Genomic DNA, 23,721 nt, shown 5'->3' on the forward strand with positions numbered 1-23,721 from the left:
GGAAATTCCTTGATGGCTGCTACCCGAGAAACGCTGCGTAGCTGGTTTTATCGCCCCGGTTTTTTGGCGATGATCGCGGCTGTCCTCAGTGCCAGCCTGCTGATCGCCGGCAGTATGTTCGCGGCGATGCGGCAGATGGAGTTGCGCGAGAGCCAGGAAATGAACGCGCAGGGTGAGCGTTTCCTCGCCCGCCTCGAACAATTGTTCGGCCAGTTGCGCGAAAGCCTCGACGATCTCGAAGCCCAGCCCCTGCGCGGCTGCGACGAAGAAATGATCGCGACCTTGCAGCAAGTCACTTTCAACTATCGCTTCGTCTACGAGGCCGCCTACATGGACGCCTCGCGGTTCTGCTCCAACCGTCCGCGTCAGGAAGGCCTGTCGCTGGATCGTGCTCCTGACATCCAAGGCCCGACATACAGTTATTGGCTGAACACCACCACTGAACCTGATGAAAACCGCGCGGCGCTCATGCTCGGTCGCGGCAATTTTCGCGTCGCCACCTCGCGCGGGCATTTGACCGACATGGTCGATCTGTCGACCGGAAGCAGCCTGCTGGTGGTGCTCGATCACGGCACTCGCGCGATCCCGGTACTTGGCTTTGCACAGGTCTGGCCGCCCACCGAACCCTGGCCACCGAAAAGTCGTGATGCACTGCAGGTGACGCAAACGCGGTTGATCTATCGCATGCCCACCGATAATCCGGAATACCAGCTGGTATTGATTACGCCGCGCACTGGCGTGCATATCCCTGCGGTGTGGTGGTGGCTGTTGCCGGTGTGCCTGATTGCCGGGGCCATTGTCGGGTTTCTGACCTTCCTGCTGGTGCGCCAGCGGCAATCGCTGGATGCCGAGTTGCACGGGGCGATCCGTCGGGGTGAGTTACAGGTGCTGTATCAACCGATCTTCGACCTCGACAGCCGCAACTGCGTCGGCGCCGAAGCCCTGCTGCGCTGGCGGCGCCCGGACGGCACGCTGACCAGCCCCGACCTGTTCATTCCGATGGCCGAGAACACCGGACAGATCCGGCAGATGACCGACTTCGTGTTGCAGCGTTTGCTCGAACAACTGGGCCAGTTATTGCGCGCCAACCCGCAGCTGTATATCTCGGTGAACCTCGCGGCGTGCGATGTCATGGTACCGCGCATCGGCCAGGTCATGGCGCGCCTGCTGGCGCTGCACCGTGTTGCGGCGCGGCAGATTGCCTTCGAAGTCACCGAGCGCGGCCTGATCGATGTGGTCGTCGCTCGGGAAAACCTGCAAGCCTTGCGCGACGTTGGCCATCAGGTACTGATCGACGACTTCGGCACTGGCTACTGCAGCCTCGCCTACCTGCAGACCCTGCCAGTGGATTGCCTGAAGATCGACAAGGCCTTCATTGATGCGCTGGGCCATGACGCGGCGAGCAGCGGCGTCGCGCCGCACATCATTCACATGGCGCAGGCGCTGGATCTGAAGGTGATTGCTGAAGGCATCGAACTGGAATCCCAGGCGACCTTGCTCAGCAGTGAAGGGGTGAAATTCGGTCAGGGCTGGTTGTTCGCCCATGCGCTGAGCGCCGTGCAGTTCATCGAACTGATCACCCGCGGACGCCGGCTCGCAGGACGGCGTATGGACGACGAAGCCTAAACCGCCAGCGCCATGTAGAACTGGGTGCCCTGCCCCGGCCGCGAATAGACGCCCATGCGTCCGCCGTGTAACTGGACGATTTCCTTGCACAGCGCCAGGCCGAGCCCGGCGCCACCCTTCTTGCGACCGACCTGCACGAACGGCTCAAAGATTCGCCCCTGCTGGCCGTAGGCAATGCCTTCACCGTTGTCTTCGACGCTGATGATCACCCGCTCGCCATGACGACGCGCCTGCAGACGGATCTGCCCATCGCGTGCAGTGTGGCGCAGCGCGTTGTCGATCAGGTTGTCGAGGACACGATCGAGTTGCGCCTGATCGGCCTGCAAACGTGGCAACGGCCCTTGAATCTCGACGTTCAGCGCCACACCTTTGGCCGCCGCCGCTTCGGCAAAGCGCAGCTGCGCCTGCTCCAGCAAGTCCTCGATGGAACATGGCGCCAGGGTGAGTTTCTGCAAGCCGTTCTGGTAGCGCGAGAAATTGAGCAAGTCGTTGATCAACTGCATCAGACGCTGCATTTCCTCGTTGACCGTATCCAGCAGGTCAGCCTCGCGCGACTCCGCCGGAAACTTGGCCCGCTCACGAAACAGCCCGAAAGCCATGTGCATGCCCGTCACCGGCGTACGCAATTCATGGGAAGCGCGCAGAACAAATTCGCTGCGAACCCGCTCGAACGCACGTTGTTCGGTGACGTCGTGCAGCACCATGACCGCGCCGAGAATATGCCCCTGGGTGTGGCTGACCGGCGTCAGGCTATAAGTCAGAAGGCGCGATTCACCATCGACTTCGATACTCAGATCTTCCGGCGCCCGCTCCAGCGTGCCGCCGCGCAGCACCAGTTGCAGTTGTGCATCCAGCTCCGGGCGACCGAGTGCGGTGCCCAAGCCCTGGCCGAGACGATCATCTTCCCAGCCCAACTGACGCTGAGCGACCGGGTTGAGGTGTTCGAGCTGGCCTTGGCGATCGATCATCAACAAACCGTCGTCGATACTGTCGAGCACCGCTTGCAGACGTTGCTGACCGGCCAACAGCTCGTCGACATTCATCGCCTGGTGTTCGCGCAACGCCTCGGCCATCAGGCCGAAGCGCCGCGACAGCAGGTTGACTTCCATGGCGGTGGAAATCGGCAGGGTCACGTCATAGTTACCCTGCCCTATGTTATCGGCAGCCTTGGCCAGCGCTTCGATCGGCGCGCCAAAGCGGCGGGCAATGCCTTGCGCTGTGACAAAACCGATGATCAGCACCGCCAGCCCGACCAGACCGAGCAGCCCGGCGATGAGCAAGGCGCGTTCGCGGGCGGCGTGCTGCACCTCGTTGATACTGTCCAGCGCGTGCTTGTGTTCCGCAATCAAACCGTTGCGCAGGATATTGAAGCGCTCGCGGAAATCCGCGCTGGTACTGGCATCCTTCGCCGCTTCGGCGCTGACATCGAAGGAGTCGAGGAAGTTAAGGTAATCGGCCTTGGCCTGGCGGAAACCGTAAGGCTGATCTTCACCCTCCGACTGCTGGGCGATGCCTTGGTCGAGCAACTGGAAGTAATGCTGCTTGGACGCTTCGAAAGCAACGGGGTCGGGCTTTTCCGCGAGCATGATGATCAACTGATCGCCGAGGGTCTGGCGCAATTTGAGGCCCAGATCCAGGGTGACGAAGTTGCTGCGCACCAGCGCTTCCTGCGACCCGGCCATCTGCATCACGCTGACCAGCCCGAGCAGAAGCCCGAGCAAAGCCACGGTGATCAGTGCAGAAATGCTCAGGAACAGGCGCGTGCGCAGCTTGATCGCCAGTTTCATCGCGCAGTGCTCACAGGTTGTACTGCTTGCGTTTGCGATAAAGGGTCGAGGCGTCGATGCCGAGGGTTTTCGCCGCTTGATCCAGTGTGCCAGCGGTGGCCAGAACCGCCCCGATGTGCGCTTTCTCCAGCTCATCCAGGCTCAGCGCCGCACCGACCCGTGGCGCGTTGTTGGCTGGTTGTTCGGCCATGCCCAGGTGGCTGATTTCCACGCGTTCCTGCGGGCAGATGATGCTCGCCCGCTCGACCACGTTGCGCAACTCGCGAATGTTGCCCGGCCAGCGATAACCGAGCAGCGCTTCGCGCGCCTCATCGCTGAAGCCGCGCGCCGGGCGCGCGTACTCTTTGACGAAACGTGCGAGGAAGCGATCGGCAAGGGTCAGGATGTCTTCGGCGCGCTCACGCAATGGCGGCAGGTGCAGGGTGATGACGTTGAGGCGATAGAGCAGATCCTCGCGGAAGCGACCGTCGCGGACCATGTCTTCGAGGTTCAGGTTGGTCGCGGCGAGAATGCGCACATCGGCACGGCGAGTCACCGGGTCGCCGACCCGCTCGTATTCCTTGTCCTGGATGAAGCGCAGCAACTTGGGTTGCAACGTCAGTGGAAAGTCGCCGATCTCGTCGAGAAACAGCGTGCCACCGTCAGCCTGGTTAACCCGACCGAGCGTACTTTCGCTGGCCCCGGTGAAGGCGCCACGGCTATGGCCGAACAGCTCGCTTTCCATCAGCTCGGCAGTCAGCGACGGACAGTTGATGGTTACGCAGGACTTCTTCTCGCGCTTGCTCCAGCCGTGGATTGCACGGGCCAGTTCACCTTTACCAGTGCCGGATTCGCCGAGGATAAGAATGTTGGCGTCAGTGCTCGCGACCTGGCGGGCTGTCTCCAGTACGACCTTCATCGCCGGGCTATGGGAATCGAGGCCGTCTTTCGGTTTACGGATCTCGCCTTCGAGGGCTTCAAGACGCGCCGACAGCTGGCGCACCTCCAGTTGCTTGGCGGTGGCCAGACGTAGTTGGTCGGGGCTGCACGGTTTGACCAGATAGTCGGCGGCGCCGGCCTGGATGGCATCAACGGCGGTGTCGACCGCCGAATGCGCGGTGACGATCACCACGCGCATCCAAGGCGCCTGAATGCGCATTTGCGCGAGGACGTCGAGACCGTTGTCCTCGCCCAGGCGCAAATCGAGGAAGCACAGGTCGAAGACCTGGCGTTGCAGCAAAGCCTCGGCTTGCGCCGCGCTGTTGGCCGTGGCGACTGTATAGCCTTCGTCTTCGAGGCAATAACGAAACGTACGCAGGATGGCGGATTCATCGTCCACCAGCAGAATGCGGCCTTGTTGCTCAGTGGCAGATTCCATTTTTCCTACGCTCCATAGTGATTAGTCTTGGGTTAGTCCCGGAAAAATCGGGCAAGTTGCATGGTTGATTCTGAACGATACCAGCCATAGGAGGGTAGCTCTCTACTGCCATAACGGCCAATTCATTGATTTCGTTGAGTTTTAAAACAGCCAGCGATTTGCAGGGCAGATCCTGCGTCCTCTTCTGACATCTGCGTACCGGTAGCAATTCCATATCATCGAAATTTCCCACGAAATAATCGTGCATTGCGCACGACCGCAGAAGAGCCATCGTGCAGGATGCGTCGCAGGAAATTTCTCAAGCGTACGTAAGCCATTGTTTTTATTGATATTTTCAGACAACAAAAAACTGGCATGCAGGCTGCAATACCTCACTCAGCCCGGGCAGATCAGCACTGCCCCAACCGAACAAGCGTGAGGAACACAGGATGACTCGCCCAACTGCCGCCCAAGTACGTATCTCGCCACTGCAGATCCAGCAAGGTCTGTTCGGCGTACTGGCGTTGTTGATCACCCTGATCGTCTGCCAGCAATACATGAGCTGGGAAAACAGCCGCAAACCCGAGCCACTGATTTCGATGCAGCACAGCACTCAAAAGCACTTCAGTGCCGTGAGCAGCAGCCAGGCCGAAAACGCTTCGATGCACATGATCGATGTAGACCAGGCGCAACCGCTGGACCAACTGCCACGGGAAGAGCGCTGGGTTTTCTAAGTCGTTGAACAGATTCGGGCGCCTGAGCGTCGGAAACCGCAAACACCCCTAAATAGAGAAGTAAGGAGAATCACCATGTTGAGCTGGGCAATTACATTCTTGATCATTGCCATCATCGCCGCCGTACTGGGCTTCGGTGGTATCGCGGGCACCGCCACGGGTATCGCCAAGATTCTCTTTGTCGTGTTCCTGGTGATGTTCATCGCTTCCTTCTTCTTTGGCCGTCGCGGCCGAGGTTAACGATGATCGGTCTCAAGACATTGGCCGCCGCCCTGCTTCTGGGCGGCAGTGCCATGGCCATGGCGGCCAATGACGGCCAGGCCCGGGTCAACGAACTGCTCGCTTCCGACGAGCAGTATCGCGAAACCTGGGAAGGTGTGATCAAAAAGGAAGAGCGCGTACCGGAGTGGGTGATCAGCCTGTCCGGAACCTCTGAGCAACAGATGAATGCCGTTACGGAAGATGGCGACAAGTATCTGGTCGGGCCGCTCTGCGAGAGTCAGGACAAATGCCTGAATCACCGTTTGATCGTTGCCTTCAGCTTCGACAAGGATGACGCCTACGCCATGCTGGTCGATGTCCCGGAAGGTCTGCCGCAGGACAAGTCGCCAACGCGACACGCGACGTATCGCTTCTTCGGCAAACCTGATCAGGGCATGCAGGATCTGCTGATGGAAACCCTGAAGAAAGATCCGAAGTGGTACTGATGCAGGACGCACAGGATTCTTGAACACGAAAGCAGCGCCCCGCTGCTTTCCATTGCGCCACCCGATGAGGGCCGGTGCATGACCAGGGGGCCGGGACGTTCTGACTGCTACAGGGTCGGAGTGACCTACGGGTACAGGGAGTACCTGCGCAAGGGCCGGGTCAGGGTAAAAGCTGCGCCGCAGGTTCGTCGACCCGATGGTCTGACGAATCTGCGCTGGGCTTTGAATCAGCCAAATCATTGATCCAGCACGCTAATCCCCTTCTTCGAATCGCCGACACTGCGCGGGAAAACATTTCGCGGTGTTTCCTGACGACCGTATATCGACAAAGATCGCGCTCGATTCGTGTGACTTATAGGCTTTCAATTCAGAATTTTTCCGGAAAATTCCGCCGATTCTCGCTGTGCGAAATTTAACCAGCCTACGCTGTAATGGCCGGTTCACGGCACTTATGCCGGCTGAAATGTCACAATCGAACCGCTTGGGACGCCAGTTTCAATTGAAAAAGCTCATGCCGATTCGGCATAGGGTAGGCGTTTACGGCATTAGACGGCGCCACCTTGCATCGGAATAGTTGCGCCTTTTTTCGCCTGCCGAAGAGCCGTAAATACGCACTTCGGGGCACCTTATACGGAGGCAGATGCACAGACTTTTCCGCTGATGAGCGTTCCAGTTCCTGCATGTGCCTGAGTCAAACGCAAGTAAGGGTAAAGATAATGAAGAAGGCAAAAATCAGCCTCGCCTGGCAGATCCTGATAGGTCTGGTTCTGGGGATTGCACTGGGTGCGTTGCTCAACCACTTCAGCGCCGAGAAGGCCTGGTGGATCAGCAACGTCCTGCAACCGGCAGGCGATATCTTTATCCGTCTGATCAAGATGATCGTCATCCCGATCGTCATTTCTTCTCTGATCGTCGGCATCGCCGGCGTGGGCGACGCCAAGAAGCTCGGGCGTATCGGCCTGAAGACCATCATCTATTTCGAAATCGTCACCACCATCGCCATCGTGGTCGGTCTGGTGCTGGCCAACGTGTTCCACCCGGGCACCGGCATCGACATGAGCACCCTGGGCACGGTCGATATCTCGAAGTACCAGGCGACCGCCGCTGAAGTGCAGCATGAACATGCGTTCATCGAGACCATCCTCAACCTGATCCCGTCGAACATCTTCGCAGCCATGGCCCGCGGCGAAATGCTGCCGATCATCTTCTTCTCCGTCCTCTTCGGTCTCGGCCTGTCGAGCCTGCAGTCGGACCTGCGCGAGCCGCTGGTGAAGATGTTCCAGGGCGTCTCGGAAAGCATGTTCAAAGTCACCCACATGATCATGAACTACGCCCCTATCGGCGTGTTCGCCCTGATCGCGGTGACTGTCGCCAACTTCGGCTTCGCCTCGCTGCTGCCGCTGGCGAAACTGGTGATCCTGGTTTACGTCGCCATCGCCTTCTTCGCCTTCGTGGTGCTGGGCCTGATCGCCAAGCTGTTTGGCTTCTCGGTGCTCAAGCTGATGCGCATCTTCAAGGATGAGCTGGTGCTGGCCTACTCCACCGCTTCCTCGGAAACCGTGCTGCCACGGGTGATCGAGAAGATGGAAGCCTACGGCGCGCCGAAAGCCATCTGCAGCTTCGTGGTGCCGACCGGTTACTCGTTCAACCTCGACGGCTCGACCCTGTACCAGTCGATCGCGGCGATCTTCATTGCCCAGTTGTACGGCATCGACCTGTCGATCAGCCAGCAACTGCTGCTGGTGCTGACCCTGATGGTCACCTCCAAAGGCATCGCCGGCGTACCGGGCGTGTCCTTCGTGGTGCTGCTGGCGACGCTGGGCAGCGTCGGCATTCCGCTGGAAGGCCTGGCGTTCATCGCCGGTGTCGACCGCATCATGGACATGGCGCGTACCGCACTGAACGTGATCGGTAATGCCCTGGCGGTGCTGGTTATCGCGCGCTGGGAAGGCATGTACGACGACGCCAAGGGCGAGCGCTACTGGAACTCCCTGCCGCACTGGCGCAGCAAGGAAAAACTGCCAACTGGCGAGATCTCCAAGCCGTAATACAAAACCCTGTAGGAGCTGCCGAAGGCTGCGATCTTTTGATCTTGCTTTGAAAACAAAGTCCAAAGATCGCAGCCTCCGGCAGCTCCTACAGGGGATCAATGCCAGCCCATAGACAGGCGCTTGCCGATCCAGACAAACCCCGGAGCAATCCGGGGTTTGTCGTTTCTGGCGACCCCGCTATCATTCGCCGCATTCTTCGGGGGATTTGACTGATGCTTAATGGCCTGTGGCTTGGCTTCTTCATCGTGGCAGCCGTGTCGGCGCTGGCGCAGTGGCTGATCGGCGGCAATGCCGGGATCTTCGCGGCGATGGTGGAGAGCATTTTCGCCATGGCCAAGCTCTCGGTCGAAGTCATGGTGCTGCTGTTCGGCACCCTGACCCTATGGCTGGGCTTTCTGCGCATCGCCGAGAAAGCCGGGATCGTCGAATGGCTGGCCAAGGTGCTCGGCCCGCTATTCCTGCGGCTGATGCCGGAAGTCCCCGCCGGCCACCCTGCCCTTGGCTTGATCACGCTGAACTTCGCTGCCAATGGCCTCGGCCTGGACAATGCCGCCACGCCTATCGGCCTCAAAGCCATGAAAGCGCTGCAGGAGCTCAATCCCAGCGCCACTATCGCCAGCAATGCGCAGATCCTGTTCCTGGTGCTCAATGCCTCGTCGCTCACCCTGCTGCCCGTGACCATCTTCATGTACCGCGCCCAACAAGGCGCGCCGGACCCAACCCTGGTGTTCCTGCCGATTCTGCTGGCGACCAGTTGCTCGACCATCGTCGGTTTTCTCTCCGTGGCCTTCATGCAACGGCTACGGATCTGGGACCCGGTGGTGCTGGCCTATCTGGTGCCCGGCGCCCTGATCCTCGGCGGCTTCATGGCGCTGCTCGGCACACTCTCTGCGACGGCGCTGGCGGGATTGTCGTCGATCCTCGGCAATCTCACGCTGTTCGGCTTGATCATGCTGTTTCTGCTGATCGGTGCAATGCGCAAGGTCAAGGTCTACGAAGCGTTTGTCGAAGGCGCGAAAGAAGGCTTCGATGTGGCGAAAAATCTTCTGCCGTATCTGGTCGCGATGCTATGTGCGGTTGGCGTGTTGCGCGCCTCTGGAGCGCTGGATTTCGGTCTGGACGGCATTCGCCATCTGGTCGAGTGGGCCGGTTGGGACACGCGCTTCGTCGACGCATTGCCGACGGCGATGGTCAAACCGTTTTCCGGCAGCGCCGCGCGGGCAATGCTCATTGAAACCATGAAGACCTCAGGCGTCGACAGCTTCCCGGCACTGGTCGCCGCGACGATTCAGGGCAGTACCGAGACCACGTTCTATGTGCTGGCGGTGTACTTCGGCGCGGTGGGGATTCAGCGGGCGAGGCATGCAGTGGGCTGCGCGTTGCTGGCGGAGTTTGCTGGTGTCGTCGGCGCCATCGGCGTCTGCTACTGGTTCTTCGGCTGATCACATATCCACTGTAGGAGTGAGCCTGCTCGCGATAGCGCTGTGTCAGTCACCGATGATGGTGACTGACACACCGCTTTCGCGAGCAGGCTCGCTCCCACAGCGATTGTGGTGTGTCAGCGGGGTTGTGGGGCCAGTTTCTGGCCTTGTTCGACTGCCCAAGCCACAACCCTGGCCGTAAGGCGATCACTGGCCTGGCCAAACCCGGCAACCACCGCCGGCACCTGCACATCATTCAACGTCTGGCGCTCTTCAAAACGGCGGCTGGCGAGAATGCGCTGATCGTAGCCACGCACCAGCAACGCATCGACCCGCACCACGACGCCGGCCTGGGTGCCCTGATATTCGGTCTGAAAAGCCTGCAAACTGCCGCCCAGCTCCAGGTCCGCCTGGAAGTTGCTGTCGTCGGTGCTCAGCAGCGTCACCCGACCATCCCGCGCAAAGCCATCCAGCAAGCGATTGCGCAGCAGCACCGGCGCCGGATCGCTCCAGCGCGAGCCCTTGTAGCTGCTGATCACATCGCCCTGCGGGATCACAGCAATGCTCGGCCGGTTCAGCGCTTCGCTGGCCTGCAATTTATTCAAGCGCAGCGACCACGACTGAGCCGTCGTCGGGCTGGCCGAGGCGGGCGCCGGTGCGGCGGGCAGGCGATAGACATCCGAGGGTTCCGACTCGGGCAAAATCGAGCACGCGCCAATCAGGATCAGGCCGGCGCCGAGGAGGGCGATTCGAGTCAACTTCATGGGGTGAATTCCTTGTTCTTGTCGCTGCCCAGCAGATACCCGCTGGGATTGGCCTCGAGGCGTTGGGAAATGGCACGCAGCGAGGTCAGCGTCTCGCGCAGTTCGCGAATCGCCGGGGCCAGGCCGTTGAGACCCTGCATGCCGTTATCCAGCGAATTCTGGTTTTTGCTGAGCAAACCATTGATGGTCACGCTGCTTTGCTCCAGCGACTTCATCGCCTGTTCGGCGCTGCCCAAGGCCTGCTTGCCCTGATCGTTGAGCAAGCCATTGGCGTTGCGCATCAGCAGCGAGGTCTGCTCGAGCATGCTGCCGGCCTGTTTGCCCACCGTCGCCAGTTGCTGCATCGCTTGTTTGATGTCACCGCGCTGGTCGTTGATGGTGCCGGTGGTTTGCTCCAGATGAGCGAGGGTCTTGCTCACGCGCTCGACGTTTTCTGCGGAGAACATATGGTTGGCGTTCTGTAGCAGGGCGCTGATGCCGGTCATCAAGTCGCTGCTGTCGTTGAGCAGGCGCGAAATCGGCGAGGGCGAGGCGATCAGGGTCGGCAACTGACCGTCATGCCCGCGCAGTTTCGGACTCTGCGGGGTGCCGCCACTGAGCTGGATGATCGAGGTGCCGGTGATCCCGGTCAGTGCCAGTTTCGCCTGGGTGTCTTCCTTGACCGGCGTGTCGCCCGCCAGACGAATCCGCGCCAGGACCCGACGCGGGTCCTGCGGGTCGAGGCGCAGGCTGACCACATCACCGACCTTGATCCCGCTGTACTGCACCGAGCTGCCCTTGGACAGACCGCTGACCGCCTCGTTGAACACCACTTCGTAATCCTTGAACTCGGTGTCGACGCTGGATTTGGCCAGAAACAGGCCGAAGAGCAGGGCGCCGGCCACGACGATCACCGTGAACAGGCCGATCAACACATGATGGGCTCGGGTTTCCATATCAGACCTCGTTGAGCAGTTTGGCGGCGTCCAGCGCCGAGCGGCCGCGCGGGCCGTGGAAGTATTCGTGAATCCAGGCGTCGTCGGTTTCCGAGACGACGTCGATCGGGCCGGCAACCAGCACTTTCTTTTGCGCCAGCACCGCCACTCGATCAGTGATGGTGTACAGCGTGTCGAGGTCGTGGGTGACCAGAAACACGCTCAGACCCAGCGCATCGCGCAGGGTCAGGATCAGTTGATCGAATTGCGCCGCGCCAATCGGATCGAGGCCGGCGGTGGGTTCGTCGAGAAACAGGATGTCCGGGTCCAGCGCCAGGGCCCGCGCCAGCGCCGCGCGCTTGATCATGCCGCCGGACAGCGACGCCGGGTACTTGTCCGCCGCCGACAGCGGCAGCCCGGCCAGCGCCAGTTTCACCGCCGCCAGATGCTCGGCGTCGTGACGGCTGAGGCCGGCGTGTTCGATAAGGGGCAGGGCGACGTTCTCGGTCACAGTCAGCGACGAGAACAGCGCGCCTTTCTGGAACAACACACCGAAGCGCCGTTCGATCAGCGAGCGTTCATGCTCGGGCAGATTCGGCAGGTTCTGGCCGAAGACTTTGACCATGCCTTCGCTGGGCCGATTCAGCCCGACAATGCTGCGCAGCAGCACCGATTTGCCGGTGCCGGAGCCGCCAACCACGGCGAGGATTTCGCCTTTGTACACGTCCAGATCAAGGTTCTCGTGCACGCTCTGCGGGCCAAAGCGATTGCACAGGCCACGGACTTCGATCACCGCCTCGGAAGGCGCGCGGGGTAGACGACTCACCAGCCCATCTCCATGAAAAACAGCGCAGCCACCGCATCGAGCACGATCACCACGAAAATCGACTGGACCACGCTGGAGGTGGTGTGCGCGCCGACCGATTCAGCGCTGCCGCTGACCTTGAAGCCTTCCAGGCAAGCAATCGCGGCGATCAGGAAGGCGAAGATCGGCGCCTTCACCAACCCGACCAGAAAATGCTGAATGCCGATGTCCGATTGCAGCAACGAAAGGAACATCGCCGGCGAGATGTCCAGCGACACTGCGCAGACCACGCCGCCGCCGACGATCCCCGAGAGCATCGCCAGAAACGTCAGCATCGGCAACGCCACCAGCAGCGCTAGCACCCGCGGTACCACCAGCAATTCGATCGGGTCGAGGCCAAGGGTGCGGATCGCGTCGATCTCCTCGTTGGCCTTCATCGAGCCGATCTGCGCGGTGAACGCACTGGCGGTGCGCCCGGCCATCAGGATCGCCGTGAGCAGCACGCCGAATTCGCGCAGGAACGAGAAGCCGACCAGATCCACGGTAAAAATCGTCGCGCCGAAACTGGCCAGTACTGTGGCACCGAGAAACGCCACCACCGCGCCAACCAGGAACGTCAGCAAAGCCACGATCGGCGCCGCGTCGAGGCCGGTCTGCTCGATGTGCGCGATCATCGGCGTGATGCGCCAGCGCTTGGGCCGGAACAGGCCACGGGCGATGACTTCGAGAATCAGCCCGACGAAGCCGAGCAGCTGCATCGTGTCGTTCCAGACCTTATCTACTGCGCGGCCAATGCGCGTCAGCAATTGCACGCTGACGCTGACTTCCGGCTCCTTGATCGGCACGCAGAAATCGTTCAGCGAGCAATACACGGTTTGCAGCAACGCGCGGTCGGCCGGAGAAAGGGTGCAATCGGGGTGTTCAGCGGTCTTGCCCAGGCGTTCCGACCCGAGCAGTTCGACCAGCAACGAGGCGCCAGCGGTGTCGAGGGCACCGAGGCCGTTGAGGTCGATCGGGGTATTGGCGTCGTACTGGCCGTGGAGCTTTTCGCTCAGGTGCTTGAGCGCCGTGTAGTGGGCAAGCGTCCAGTCACCGCTGACCCGCAGGCGGGCAGGGCTGAGCGCGGTGTCCAGGTGGGCACTGCCGGGGGTTGGGCTGCTGGTCATAAGCTCCGTGCTTGTACGGCCGTTACGAGATCCTACGTAATAGCACGAACCGGATTACTTTTCTTTGGCCGGTGTGCTGTCAGTGATCGCGAAGCGCAGCACACCGATCAACTGCCCGTCCTCGGTCAGCACCCGCACCTGCCACTTGCCCGCCGGGTTGCCGGGGAAGTTCTGCTTGTGCGTCCACGCCCGGTAACCCTCCTTGCGCCCGCCATGGATATCGAGGGCGATGCGGTCGACCTCTTTGCCGTTAAAAGTCCAGACGTGATAAATGCGCTCGTCGAGACCGCGCGGCGCGTTGATCGCGGTGTAGGCGTAGAGCCCGCCGCTGCGGATCTGCTCGGCGCTGACGGTATCGAGGCTGGCGCCGGGGGTGCGATCCTGCAACTGCGTGCTGATCGCCACGTCGGTCATCCACAGCGTCGCCGGTGGCACCCACGAACGCAGCGCCCAACCGACGCCGCCGATGCCAAAGGTGATGAACAGAATCGCCAGGGCGTTGCGCACGGTGCGGATCGGGAAGATCGACGCCAGGCTCGGGAACGACAGCAGCACGGCAATCCCCAGCGCCCATTTGAAACTCTGCGCGGTGGTCAGGTGCATGATCACCGGCAACGCGGTGAGCAGGGCGGCGAACAGGGTCAGGGTATGCAGCGCGAGAAACGCCCAGCGCCGTGGCGCCAGCCATTTGTAGTACAGCGGATCGACGATGGAGATCAGTGCGGCAATGCCGAGCAGCCCCGTGAAAATCAACTGGCCGCTGTTCCAGGTGGTGGTGATGAAGAAGAACGGCAGAACGAAAAACAGGCTTTCCTGATGGATCATCTGCGTCGCGTAGCGCAGCAGCGGCTGGGGAATCTCGCGTTTGAAGATCCGCGTGAACAGCCCGGTCAGGGTGTTTTCCAGCATCAGCCAGATCCAGCTGAGCAGCATGATCACCGTGATCCAGCTCGCCAGCCCCTGTTGGCGATCAACGAGGATGAAACTGCCGACCCCGGAAATGAAACCACCCGCCGCAATAACCCCGGGGTAGCGCTTGATCAGCTCGAGAATGCGCTGGACCAGGAGGGTTAGTTTCGACATGTGGGCGCTTCACTGCAGGCTAAGGAAATACCCCGACAGAGTAGCGTCCGCCGGGCGTTGTGGCGAGGTTCACGGTTAGCAACCCCCACGAGAACCTGTGGCGAGGGAGCTTGCTCCCGCTCGACTGCGCAGCAGGCGCAGGATTTGCGGACACGGTGTCTCTGGAATGTTGAGTCGCCTGCATCGGGGCTGCTTCGCACCCCAGCGGGAGCAAGCTCCCTCGCCACAGTGATCAGGTGTTTCCCGCTGGTTTTCGGTGGCGATGCAGGCGCCAGCCGATCACGATCAGCAGCAAGACCCCGACACCACCCGCGACCAGCCACAACACCTGATCATCACTGATCAAGGGCTTCTCGATCCTGATGTACCCCGGCTGTAACAACAGTTCGCGCATGGCCTTGTTCGCCGCGTCCAGCGTAACCCCTTGCAGCTCACGCGCCGGGTTGGCGAAGCGGCCGTCCTGATAATCGGCCAGGGCGCTCCAGTAATAGTCCGCCAGTGCGCTGTTGCCCTGCACGGCCCAGGCCTGATGGGCGATGGCGGCTTGTTTGATGCGGGCGAAGGTGTCTGCATCGAGGCCGTTTTTCAGCAAGTCGGCCTTGAGGTCTTCCAGCACTTGAATGGCTTCGTCGACGTCATCGCGATCGAGGTCAGCGTTGAGGCTCATGAAACCGACACCGCCGAACACTTCGCGCTCGGCCCATGGCCCGTACGACAAACCGTGGTTGAGGCGAATCTGCCGATACAGCGCCCAGTCGAGGTAATCCTTGAGGATGTCGAACGTCTGGTCGTACTGATCGTCGAGCACCGGTTCCGGCACCAGCCAGTGCAGCTTGGCGCTGTCGCCGATGAAGCCACGGGTGAGGGTGCGTTCATGGGCGGCGCTGGTGCGGATGTCCGGCAACGCCCGGTGTTCGGTGGGCTCGACCGGCTCCAGCTCGCCCCAGGTACGCTCGAGATAGGCCGGCAGCAGCTTGTCGAGTTCGCCGACGACGATCAGGGTCATGTTGTTCGGTGCGTACCAGGCCTTGCGTACCTTCTCCAGTTGCTCCTGGGTCAGATGGCCGACTTCGGCGCGCTGCGGGCATTTCAGACCCAACTCGACAGCCAGCTGATTGCTCGCGGTGTGGCCGAGGTCCTGACGGTCGAGGAAACGCTGCAGTTTGGTGTAGTGCCCGCCGTCCTCACGCTCGACCACCCGCTTGGCGGCGTTGATCGCGTTGTCGTCGATGCGTGTCTGGGTCAGCAGCGCGAGCAGCAGGTCGAGCACCTTGCGCTGGTTCTTCGCCGGGGCTTCGATGACGAACGTGGTGTCGGCATTGCTGGTGAACGCATTCCAGTCACCACCCAACGCCTGCATGCGCTCTTCCAGACCGCCTTCACCGGTGGCATCGATGCCGCTGAACAGCAGGTGTTCGAGCAAATGCGGCAGCTCTTTTTCGTCGCAGTCGAAGTCATCGAGACCGACGCCGACCACCAGCCGGATCGCCACATGGCCACGTTCGGTGCCGGGTTTGAGCATCAGTTGCAAACCGTTGGGCAGCGCATAGCCTTCGACCTGAAAACGATCCAGGGCGAAGGCGGGCAGGGAACCGAGCAACAGACAGGCGAACAACAGGCAACGCATAACAGGCTTCCATACGGCTGATTTGGAGATCCGTGTCGTGGTCAGCCACCAGCGCGGGCTGACCCGACTCTACATTTGGAATGCAATCCCTGTAGGAGTGAGCCTGCTCGCGATAGCGGTCTCAAGCTGAACCACTGTAACTGACTGACCCCAGCCCCAGACGTTCAAGGCGAATGCGTAATGTCCGCCATGTCATCCACTGCCAGCGCGCCAGTGTCCGCCGTTTCCAGCACCACATAGGCGCTGCTGCAGAACAGCGAATTGAGCCGCTTCATGTCGGCGATCAACTCCAGGTGCAGCGAACTGGTCTCCAGACTCTGGACGATCTTGCGTTGCAAACGGCTGACATGCGCGTGGGCCAGACGCCGTTCCTGCGCACGAAACCGGCGTTTCTCCCGCAACAACTGCCGCGCGCTTTCGCGGTCGCCACTGAGGAACACCGACAGGCCCAGGCGCAGGTTGGCGATCAGTTGCTGTTGCAGCCCGGCGAGGTCTTCCAGGCCTTCTTCGGAAAACGAACAGCGCTGCGAGGTCTTCTGCTGCTGGATCTTGCGCAGCATGCGCTCGATCAGGTCGGCGGCGAGCTTCAGGTTGATCGCCAGCTCGATGATTTCGGCCCAGCGCCGACTGTCCTGCTCGCCGAGATCCTCGCGAGGCATCTGCGCCAGATACAGTTTGATCGCGCTGTACAGCGCCTCGACGTCGTCGGTCAATCGGCGCATTTCCTGAGTGACGGCGGTTTGCTTGCCGCGCAGCACATCGAGGGAAGCGTCGAGCATGTTGTCGAGCAGATCGCCCATGCGCAGGGTTTCCCGCGCGGCATTGGCCAGCGCCAGACTCGGCGTGACCAGCGCGGTCGGGTCGAGATGACGCGGTTTGGCGGTGCCGTTGACCTCCGGGCGCTCCGGCAGCAGCCACGCACAAAGCCGCGCCATCGGCCCGACGCTCGGCAGCAGGATCAGGCAGCGCGCGGTGTTGTAGAGCAGGTGGAAGCCGATGACCATTTCCTGCGGGCTGAAATCGAGGCTGTCGATCCAGTGCACCAGCGGATCGAGCACCGGAATGATCAGCAGCAGGCCGATCAGTTTGTACAACAGACTGCCCAGCGCCACTTGGCGGCCGGCGGCGTTCTGCATGCTGGTGCTCATGAAGGCGAGGATGCCGCTGCCGATGTTGGCGCCGATCACCAGTCCGATCGCCACCGGCAGGCTGATCACCGCCGCGCCGGCCAAGGTGGCGGTGAGCAGCACGGCGGCGAGGCTGGAGTAGGAAATCATCGCGAACAACGCGCCGACCAGGGCATCGAGGAGGATGTCGCCGGTCAGCGAGGCAAAAATCACCTTCACCCCTTGTGCGTGAGTAATCGGCGCTGCGGCTTCGACGATCAATTGCAGGGCGAGAATGATCAGCCCCAGCCCGATCGACACTCGACCCATCTGTCCGAGCCGCGTCTGTTTGCGCGACAGAAAGAAAATCACCCCGAGGAAAATCAGCAGCGGCGACAGCCACGACAAGTCAAACGTCAGCACCCGCGCCATCAACGCGGTACCGACGTCGGCGCCAAGCATGGTCGCCAGCGCCGGGGTCAGCGCCATCAGGCCCTGGCCGACAAACGAGGTGACCAGCATCGCCGTGGCGTTGCTGCTTTGCACCATCGCAGTGACGAGAATACCGGCGATGAACGCCAGCCATTTCCTCGACATGTTCTGGCCGATCACATGTCGCAGATTGGTGCCGTAAACCCGCAGGATGCCGGTTCGGACGATGTGCGTGCCCCAGATCAACAGAGCGACGGCGGATAGCAGATTGAGCAGGGTGAGCATGCAGACCCCCTGTAGTAGCAGCGCCCCAGAGGGGCAAGTGGACGGCACCGCGCGGTTTCTACGTTTTTGATACTTAAGCTGTAGTTGGCTAACGGTCTGGGCGCCAGCATTGCACAGCTAAAGCGTGGATTGAAACAAAAGTGTCATGAAAACAGGTTCGTCCGATCGTTGAACGCAGCGCAAACAAATGTAGGAGTGAGCCTGCTCGCGATAGGGTCATCAGCTTCAACATCATCGTTGTCTGAGAGACCGCTATCGCGAGCAGGCTCACTCCTACAGGATTGTGGTTTTGCAGGATCAATCGCTGAAGTGGTCCCTGCTCAGGCCAACGTCGATTAAATACCTGGCCGTCTTCACATTCCGCTCATCACATCGCGCATAGCACTTGATGTGCATCAGCAGGCTGTATTTGTGTGGAACCAGAAGAATGACCCCATCCGCCTGATCAAAAAGCTTCGCTTGTAGCTGTCGCCTTTCATCATCACTCTGCACTTTGATCCAATCATTTCCCTCAACGGGTTCAGGAGTCCAGTTGGCGTTCCTGAACATAGTTTGCAGCTCGTCCAAGAGCGCAGCTGTCTTATCGAAGGGAAGCGATTCCACCATTGGCGACGTCGATATGCCGTCTACTTTTCCCTTGGTGTAGCCCACCGCGCCGTAAATTGTTTTGGGCAAGGTAAAGCCATGCTCGGGATCATCAAAAGTAATCACGACCGGGCTGCTTATCCAGGTCGAGTCGACCTTGGGAGGGTCACTGGGATATATGACTGTTTTTCGTTCAACAGGGAAACTGGAGTCTTTGACGACTTCGGCGTATGGCTTGCCAATACGAACAACCAGAAAATCCATCGGAAAGTGAAAAGACGTCAGGCACACGAACAACATGAAGAACACTGCTGTGCGCGAGCATCGACTGTGTCCCCGGTAGCAATTTCTCATTTGCGACTTCGGTTAAGAGCCATATAGCGCTTGCTCATTCGCTGTAGTAATCCTTTCCTACGCTGACATCGATCAGATACTTAGCTGTCTCCGGATCGCGCTCATTACAGCGGGCGTAGCATTTAACGTTGAGCGCGAGACTGTACTTATGAGGGATCAAGAGCACTGTCACCTTGACGTGATCAAACAACTCGACCTGAAGCGTCTTTCGACTGGTTTCATCAGCCGTATTCACCCAAGGATTTGTCTCACTGTTCCACTCTACCCATCCGGCGCTTTTAAGCTGGCTCTGAAGTTGATCAAGCACCGCCATGAGTTGGTCGAAGGGCAACGTTTCGAGCATCGGAGAGGTCGTCATATTCGAAACCTTTCCCTCGTCAAATCCGATTAAGGCGAATTTGGAGGCAGGCAACGTAAAGCCGTGCTCCGGATCATCGAAATGGATAATAACTGGTGTGGAAATCCAGGCTGAGCTCGGATGCGGAGGATTTCCAGGGTAAATCACAGTGTGAGCTGCCACACTAAATGTGGAGTCGGCAACTGTCTCGTCGTAAGTCTTTCCGATATGGACTCGCAGGGTCTCCGTACCCCAAGTGGAATACGCGATTGCCGCCCCAACTAAAGCAGTAGCGAGAATTATGACGAAGCGCTTTCTCGACAACTGGATCACTGTACTCCCCCACCCTTAGAAATTTCTGTTATGGACTGTCGCCTGACACGCCGCTATCGCTGGCAAGCCAGCTCCCACAGGTTTTGCGGTGATTTTTTTGAATGGGGTTAAACACGGATTGCGCAGGAGTGTTTATGCACACGCCATGTTACGCGGCGACAGGCTACAAATCCTTGCGCCGTTGCCTACGGCTACGCCAGAATCCGCCGGCTTGTGCGCTTTGGGCTAGCTGCGTAACTTGGTTCCGTCACTGCTCATCAGTGATCGGGTTTAGCAGCTCGATGATTCCACGCCGCACAAGACTCTATCAGTCAGGTATCCGTTCCTGCACCTGATGGTGGCTGTGCGCAGGGCACCTTCGGGTGCGCCGATTGCGTGGCTCATCGGTCTGCTAACCTGCGTACAGCTGCCACCCTTATCGTTTAGCAGCGAGCTGGTTGCAGCCTCATGTTGAGAGGTAAGAGCCCGTGAAAAAGATAACGCCCGATCCACCCGATACCGATTTCTCCCGCCACGACCCCGACCTCGAAGCGCAAAGACTCAAACGAGCCGCCGACCGCGCCCTCGATTTCTACCTATGTCCCGGTCTCAAGCAAGACCCCGGCGCCGCGCGCAAGCCCAGCACCATTTTCCTCGTCGATCCGGCTGTGGATAACGAAACGCTGCTGGTGCACGCCTGCGAATCTTTGGCGTCGGCGAGCATCATGGCCAGCGATCTGGCCGGGTTTATTGATGGATCGCAGCGCAATTCACTGCTGGGGATCCAGCAAGTCATCATGTTGGGTGAGCTGGCCGTCAACCGCGTCCTCGACAACCTCGTTCCTCCTGCCTGAACGCAGAAACAAATGTAGGAGTGAGCCTGCTCGCGATAGGGCCATCAGCTTCAACATCATCGTTGACTGACAGACCGCTATCGCGAGCAGGCTCACTCCTACAGGTTTTGACCGCGCAGGATCAACGTGTGGCGACTTTTCATGCCCCGCTTCGATCCCGACCCACACTAATATCAATCAAATATTTTGCAGTCATCGGATCTTCCCTGTCACAGCTTGCGTAGCACTTGATCAAGAGCAGTAAGCTGTACTTTCCCGGTACGTACAAATCAATGCCTACAGGCTGATCAAAGAGTGTGGCCTGTAGTCGCCCGCGCTTGGCAGCGGAGTCAACGTTGAACCAGTCATTGTCTTCCAAAGGCTCAATCTTCCACCCCCGCGATTTGAGGATATTTTGCGTAGCAATCAATCGATCCAGAGCTTCTGCAAACGGCAAGGTTTCTGTCATCGGCGACGTCGTCAGTGTCGAGACTTTCTGACTCGCATAAGTAACGGCACCGAACACGGTCGGGGGAAGTTTGAAACCATGAACGGGGTCGTCGAACTCAATGATCGTCGGGCTGCTGATCCATGTAGAGCCGGGACGAGGGGGATCCGTCGGGTCATGGGGATCACCAGGATAGATTGCCGTTTTGTCTTCAACCGAGAAGGTTGAGTCTTTGATCACCTGTTCGTAAGGTTTTCCAATATGAACGCATAGGGTCGTGGCGCCCCATGGCCACGCCATGACACCACCCAGCAAAATCGTAGCGGCGCCCATCGACAGCCAATGCTTACCTGCCAAAGCCGTCGACTTCCTCTGAGACGATTGAAAACGGTCAATCACTGAAGTGATCTTCACCAAAACCCACATCAATCAAATATTTGGCCGTATCAGGATTTCGTTCGTCGCAACGTGCGTAGCATTTGATGTGGAGGAACAGGCTGTACTTATGCGGAATCAACAGAATGACACCGTCCAACTGGTCAAAAAGCTTGGCTTGAAGGCGCACCTTGTCTTCTTGAGTTTCAGTCTTGAGCCAATCATTCCCTTCAACAGCTTCTGGCGACCAGCCTGCCTTTTTGAACGTCTGCTGCAGCACTCCCAGCAGATTCACTGCTTGCTCGAAAGGTAACGTTTCCAGCATTGGTGAGGTAGAAAGGGTGATCGCTTTGAAATCAGACCAGCCAATCGCACCGAATTTTGTAACGGGCAACGTGAACCCGTGTTGTTCGTCATCGAATGTGATGACCACTGGGCTACTGATCCAAGTCGAACTTGGGTGAGGTGGATCACCGGGATAGATGGCAGTTGTATCCGTCACAGGAAATGATGAGTCGCGCACGACATCGTCATATGTTTTTCCAATGTGGAAAGAAATTTGTTGCGGACCTCTTCCGAAATAGAAGGTTAGCGCGATAGCTCCCAATACGGCGGCGGCAGCAACGTAGAAACTGCGTCTATGCATCACTTAACTCCCCCGCCAGCTGCAATTTCTCGGATAGATTGCTCAAGTTTTGCGCGAGAGGACGGCTGTTTAAGCAGTTCGTTAAATTGATTGGCAGCGCGCAGTACGAACTCCATTCGCTGATCCTTATCGGCAAGGTTAGCCAGCGGATTGCTGCCAAACGCGACTTTTCGACTGTCGGGCGCTTTACATTGGCTAGCGAGAGTAAGCTGGATCTCCTCGGCAGCACCTGGCAACAATCCGGTCACAACAGAAATCACGTCACCGCCATGTGTGCCTCGCATCAACAGGGCAAAGTGGGTTTCGTCGTACATCGCCGGCTGAAGGATGTTGACTTGTTCATGGAGCGCCATTTGTTCAACGCTACCTGAAATGTTCCCTTGATCAATGGCTTTGAAGGTCGCGTAAATCTCAGGATTATCACGGCCAAACTCTACCTTCTCAGCAATCGGCCACATTACATCCTTCCCAATGCCACGCCGGCTTCTCAAACACTTTTCCATTTCCTTGTACCCCCGCACCATGAAAAACCGGTGCAACGGATAAACGTCGAGAAACAGCGACGTATTACCCAGCGCCAACATCTCATACACATAGTCCAGTTGCTGCTGAACCACTGAGCGTGGGTTGTCGCCGAAGGTGATGTCCTCCGTCGGCATCGGATTGGCTGCCCGAGCCTTGGCCAGCTCCTGCTCTGCCTCGGGATTGGTCTTGCTGAACTTGAACCCAAAGCCTTCGAACAGAGTTTCCGATGGTGCGGTTCGCAACTTTTCCTGTGCCGCCTTCTGTGCAGCGATGGCGGTCTGCAGTTTGGTGGCGTGGATCAGCCCACACCCCACCTGCTTCGAAGCAAACGCCGCCAACCCTGCCCACTGAAAGCGGTTATCCGCCAGCCACAATTGCGCGTAAGCAGCGTTGATCTTGCGGTTGCGGGCCTGGGGGTCGGCGATGAGTACGCCGCCGGGGGCGACCCAGTCTTCGGCTTCTTTCTGGAAGCGGCGCCACAGGCAGTTGCAGGTCAGCAGCGGGACTTCGACGCGGGTTTTCGGGTTGGGGCCGGCGGTGCTGGTTTCCCGTTTGCAAGTGGGCAGCTCACAGGTGCTGTCCCAGAGCTTTTTCATGTCCAGGTCGTCTGGAACGATGCATTGTCCGGTCATTGTTTCTTCCTTGAAGCTCAGGCGGTCCAGCGAACGATGGCGAGATCGGGCTGCAGGGTCGCGACGCTCTGGGTCATGCCCTGCGCATTGGTCAGGCCTTTGACAATGCGGCCTTCGGCGGTTTCGATTTCGTAGCCCTGTTCGGAAATGGGTTCGCCGTTGCCGGCGCTAACCGCTTTGAATTCGACCAAGGGCTGGCCGATGATCGGCAACGGTGGAACGAACGGAGCAGGGGTGTGCGAGCTGCCGATGATCACATTAGCTGAGCCGCCAATCACGACGCCGCCATGGCTGGCGGTGCTGTCGAGGGTCATGGCGTTCTTGCCGTTGATGAACACGGTGGACGAAAAGGCACCGCTGAGTGCTTGGCCGCAGGTGCATTTGTCGCCCAGGCGAGCGGCGGCGAGGCCGTTGAAGAAAACGTCGCCGGAACCGCTGGCAATCGGGTTGGTACCGTGGCCGGGAATCGGGCAAGTGGTCGGGTCCGTGACGCGCGCGGCGGGTTTTCCAGACATGAACGTTCCTTGTTTGTCGTTTGAGGCGAGCGGGGGACGCTAACGATCATTGCTTTGGGCGTCAACCTGTAGGAGTGAGCCTGCTCGCGATTGCGGTCTGACAGCCACCATTACTGTTGAATGAGAAAATGCTATCGCGAGCAGGCTCACTCCTACAGGTTTTGCGGTGATGTTTTGAATGGGGATAAACACGGATTGCGCTGGGTGTTTATGCACACGCCGTGTTACGCGGCGACAGGCTACAAATCCTTGCGCCGTTGCCTACGGCTACGCCAGAATCCGCCGGCTTGTGCGCTTTGGGGCTGGTCTCTATCG

At 59.5% G+C, this 23,721-nt stretch carries 22 protein-coding genes; 7 read left to right on the forward strand and 15 right to left on the reverse strand.

Going from position 1 to position 23,721, the window contains the following annotated elements:
• Positions 1–12: 12 nt before the first annotated feature.
• Entirely contained in the window at positions 13–1,626 is a 1,614-nt protein-coding gene (locus tag QRN33_RS06820) for an EAL domain-containing protein (RefSeq protein WP_285407700.1), read from the forward strand.
• Here the strand turns inward: QRN33_RS06820 and QRN33_RS06825 are convergent.
• Together QRN33_RS06825 and algB are read right to left on the reverse strand one after the other, a co-directional pair.
• Positions 1,623–3,413: an ATP-binding protein gene (locus tag QRN33_RS06825; protein ID WP_042608287.1), complete on the reverse strand. Its 1,791-nt coding sequence runs from the start codon at positions 3,411–3,413 to the stop codon at positions 1,623–1,625. The two genes, QRN33_RS06820 and QRN33_RS06825, sit on opposite strands and share 4 nt — an antisense overlap.
• Positions 3,414–3,423: 10 nt before the next feature.
• Positions 3,424–4,770, reverse strand: coding sequence for a sigma-54-dependent response regulator transcription factor AlgB (algB, locus tag QRN33_RS06830; protein ID WP_039757147.1), 1,347 nt, complete (start codon positions 4,768–4,770; stop codon positions 3,424–3,426).
• A gap of 428 nt (positions 4,771–5,198) precedes the next feature.
• Here algB and QRN33_RS06835 point away from each other — a divergent pair, with 428 nt between their 5' ends.
• The 5 genes from QRN33_RS06835 to QRN33_RS06855 all read left to right on the forward strand — a co-directional run bounded on the left by QRN33_RS06835 (position 5,199) and on the right by QRN33_RS06855 (position 9,683).
• Positions 5,199–5,483, forward strand: a complete 285-nt coding sequence (locus QRN33_RS06835) for a hypothetical protein (protein ID WP_039757148.1) — start codon at positions 5,199–5,201, stop codon at positions 5,481–5,483.
• Between the two features lie 75 nt (positions 5,484–5,558).
• Positions 5,559–5,723, forward strand: coding sequence for a DUF1328 domain-containing protein (locus tag QRN33_RS06840; RefSeq protein ID WP_003177151.1), 165 nt, complete (start codon positions 5,559–5,561; stop codon positions 5,721–5,723).
• Positions 5,724–5,725: 2 nt separating this feature from the next.
• Positions 5,726–6,190, forward strand: coding sequence for an inhibitor of vertebrate lysozyme family protein (locus QRN33_RS06845; protein WP_285407704.1), 465 nt, complete (start codon positions 5,726–5,728; stop codon positions 6,188–6,190).
• A 716-nt stretch (positions 6,191–6,906) separates the two neighbouring features.
• The gene (gene gltP, locus QRN33_RS06850) at positions 6,907–8,238 is read left to right on the forward strand and encodes a glutamate/aspartate:proton symporter GltP (protein ID WP_227973379.1); all 1,332 of its coding nucleotides are present in this window, start codon (positions 6,907–6,909) and stop codon (positions 8,236–8,238) included.
• A 215-nt stretch (positions 8,239–8,453) separates the two neighbouring features.
• Positions 8,454–9,683, forward strand: a complete 1,230-nt coding sequence (locus QRN33_RS06855; protein WP_042608285.1) for a spore maturation protein — start codon at positions 8,454–8,456, stop codon at positions 9,681–9,683.
• A 116-nt stretch (positions 9,684–9,799) separates the two neighbouring features.
• On the opposite strand, the gene QRN33_RS06860 is transcribed toward QRN33_RS06855, so the two are convergent.
• The 9 genes from QRN33_RS06860 to QRN33_RS06900 form a co-directional block, all read right to left on the reverse strand.
• Entirely contained in the window at positions 9,800–10,426 is a 627-nt protein-coding gene (locus tag QRN33_RS06860; protein ID WP_065616448.1) for an ABC-type transport auxiliary lipoprotein family protein, read from the reverse strand.
• The gene (locus QRN33_RS06865) at positions 10,423–11,361 is read right to left on the reverse strand and encodes an MlaD family protein (protein ID WP_042608283.1); all 939 of its coding nucleotides are present in this window, start codon (positions 11,359–11,361) and stop codon (positions 10,423–10,425) included. Before QRN33_RS06865 ends, QRN33_RS06860 begins: the two co-directional genes overlap by 4 nt.
• Position 11,362: 1 nt before the next feature.
• Positions 11,363–12,166, reverse strand: a complete 804-nt coding sequence (locus QRN33_RS06870; RefSeq protein ID WP_252873632.1) for an ABC transporter ATP-binding protein — start codon at positions 12,164–12,166, stop codon at positions 11,363–11,365.
• Positions 12,163–13,311 carry an ABC transporter permease gene (locus tag QRN33_RS06875; RefSeq protein ID WP_285407706.1) on the reverse strand — a complete coding sequence of 383 codons (1,149 nt, stop codon included), beginning with the start codon at positions 13,309–13,311 and terminating at the stop codon, positions 12,163–12,165. Before QRN33_RS06875 ends, QRN33_RS06870 begins: the two co-directional genes overlap by 4 nt.
• A 54-nt stretch (positions 13,312–13,365) precedes the next feature.
• Complete coding sequence (locus tag QRN33_RS06880) at positions 13,366–14,394, reverse strand: DUF5924 family protein (protein WP_042608280.1); 1,029 nt, start codon at positions 14,392–14,394, stop codon at positions 13,366–13,368.
• A gap of 232 nt (positions 14,395–14,626) precedes the next feature.
• Positions 14,627–16,021, reverse strand: coding sequence for a M16 family metallopeptidase (locus QRN33_RS06885; RefSeq protein WP_258639855.1), 1,395 nt, complete (start codon positions 16,019–16,021; stop codon positions 14,627–14,629).
• Between the two features lie 164 nt (positions 16,022–16,185).
• Positions 16,186–17,844, reverse strand: a complete 1,659-nt coding sequence (locus QRN33_RS06890) for a Na/Pi cotransporter family protein (RefSeq protein WP_285407709.1) — start codon at positions 17,842–17,844, stop codon at positions 16,186–16,188.
• Between the two features lie 297 nt (positions 17,845–18,141).
• Positions 18,142–18,729 carry a hypothetical protein gene (locus tag QRN33_RS06895; RefSeq protein WP_285407710.1) on the reverse strand — a complete coding sequence of 196 codons (588 nt, stop codon included), beginning with the start codon at positions 18,727–18,729 and terminating at the stop codon, positions 18,142–18,144.
• 88 nt (positions 18,730–18,817) lie between these two features.
• Positions 18,818–19,453 (reverse strand): hypothetical protein, encoded by a 636-nt coding sequence (locus tag QRN33_RS06900; RefSeq protein WP_285407711.1) that lies wholly within the window; start codon positions 19,451–19,453, stop codon positions 18,818–18,820.
• Between the two features lie 467 nt (positions 19,454–19,920).
• On the opposite strand from QRN33_RS06900, the gene QRN33_RS06905 reads away from it, so the two are divergent.
• Positions 19,921–20,286, forward strand: a complete 366-nt coding sequence (locus QRN33_RS06905; RefSeq protein WP_285407712.1) for a DUF6124 family protein — start codon at positions 19,921–19,923, stop codon at positions 20,284–20,286.
• Between the two features lie 139 nt (positions 20,287–20,425).
• On the opposite strand, the gene QRN33_RS06910 is transcribed toward QRN33_RS06905, so the two are convergent.
• Genes QRN33_RS06910 through QRN33_RS06925 form a run of 4 tightly spaced genes read right to left on the reverse strand, consistent with a single transcriptional unit; the run spans position 20,426 to position 23,406 of the window.
• Positions 20,426–21,127 carry a hypothetical protein gene (locus QRN33_RS06910; protein WP_285407713.1) on the reverse strand — a complete coding sequence of 234 codons (702 nt, stop codon included), beginning with the start codon at positions 21,125–21,127 and terminating at the stop codon, positions 20,426–20,428.
• On the reverse strand, positions 21,105–21,734 hold the full coding sequence (locus QRN33_RS06915; protein WP_285407714.1) for a hypothetical protein: 630 nt from the start codon (positions 21,732–21,734) through the stop codon (positions 21,105–21,107). The genes QRN33_RS06910 and QRN33_RS06915 overlap by 23 nt, the downstream gene beginning before the upstream one ends.
• The gene (locus QRN33_RS06920; protein WP_285407715.1) at positions 21,734–22,891 is read right to left on the reverse strand and encodes a DUF2515 family protein; all 1,158 of its coding nucleotides are present in this window, start codon (positions 22,889–22,891) and stop codon (positions 21,734–21,736) included. Before QRN33_RS06920 ends, QRN33_RS06915 begins: the two co-directional genes overlap by 1 nt.
• 17 nt (positions 22,892–22,908) lie before the next feature.
• Positions 22,909–23,406 (reverse strand): PAAR domain-containing protein, encoded by a 498-nt coding sequence (locus QRN33_RS06925; protein ID WP_285407716.1) that lies wholly within the window; start codon positions 23,404–23,406, stop codon positions 22,909–22,911.
• Positions 23,407–23,721 lie beyond the last annotated feature (315 nt).

The sequence above is a fragment of the Pseudomonas sp. FR229a genome (assembly GCF_030209115.1).
Lineage (GTDB): Bacteria > Pseudomonadota > Gammaproteobacteria > Pseudomonadales > Pseudomonadaceae > Aquipseudomonas > Aquipseudomonas moraviensis_A.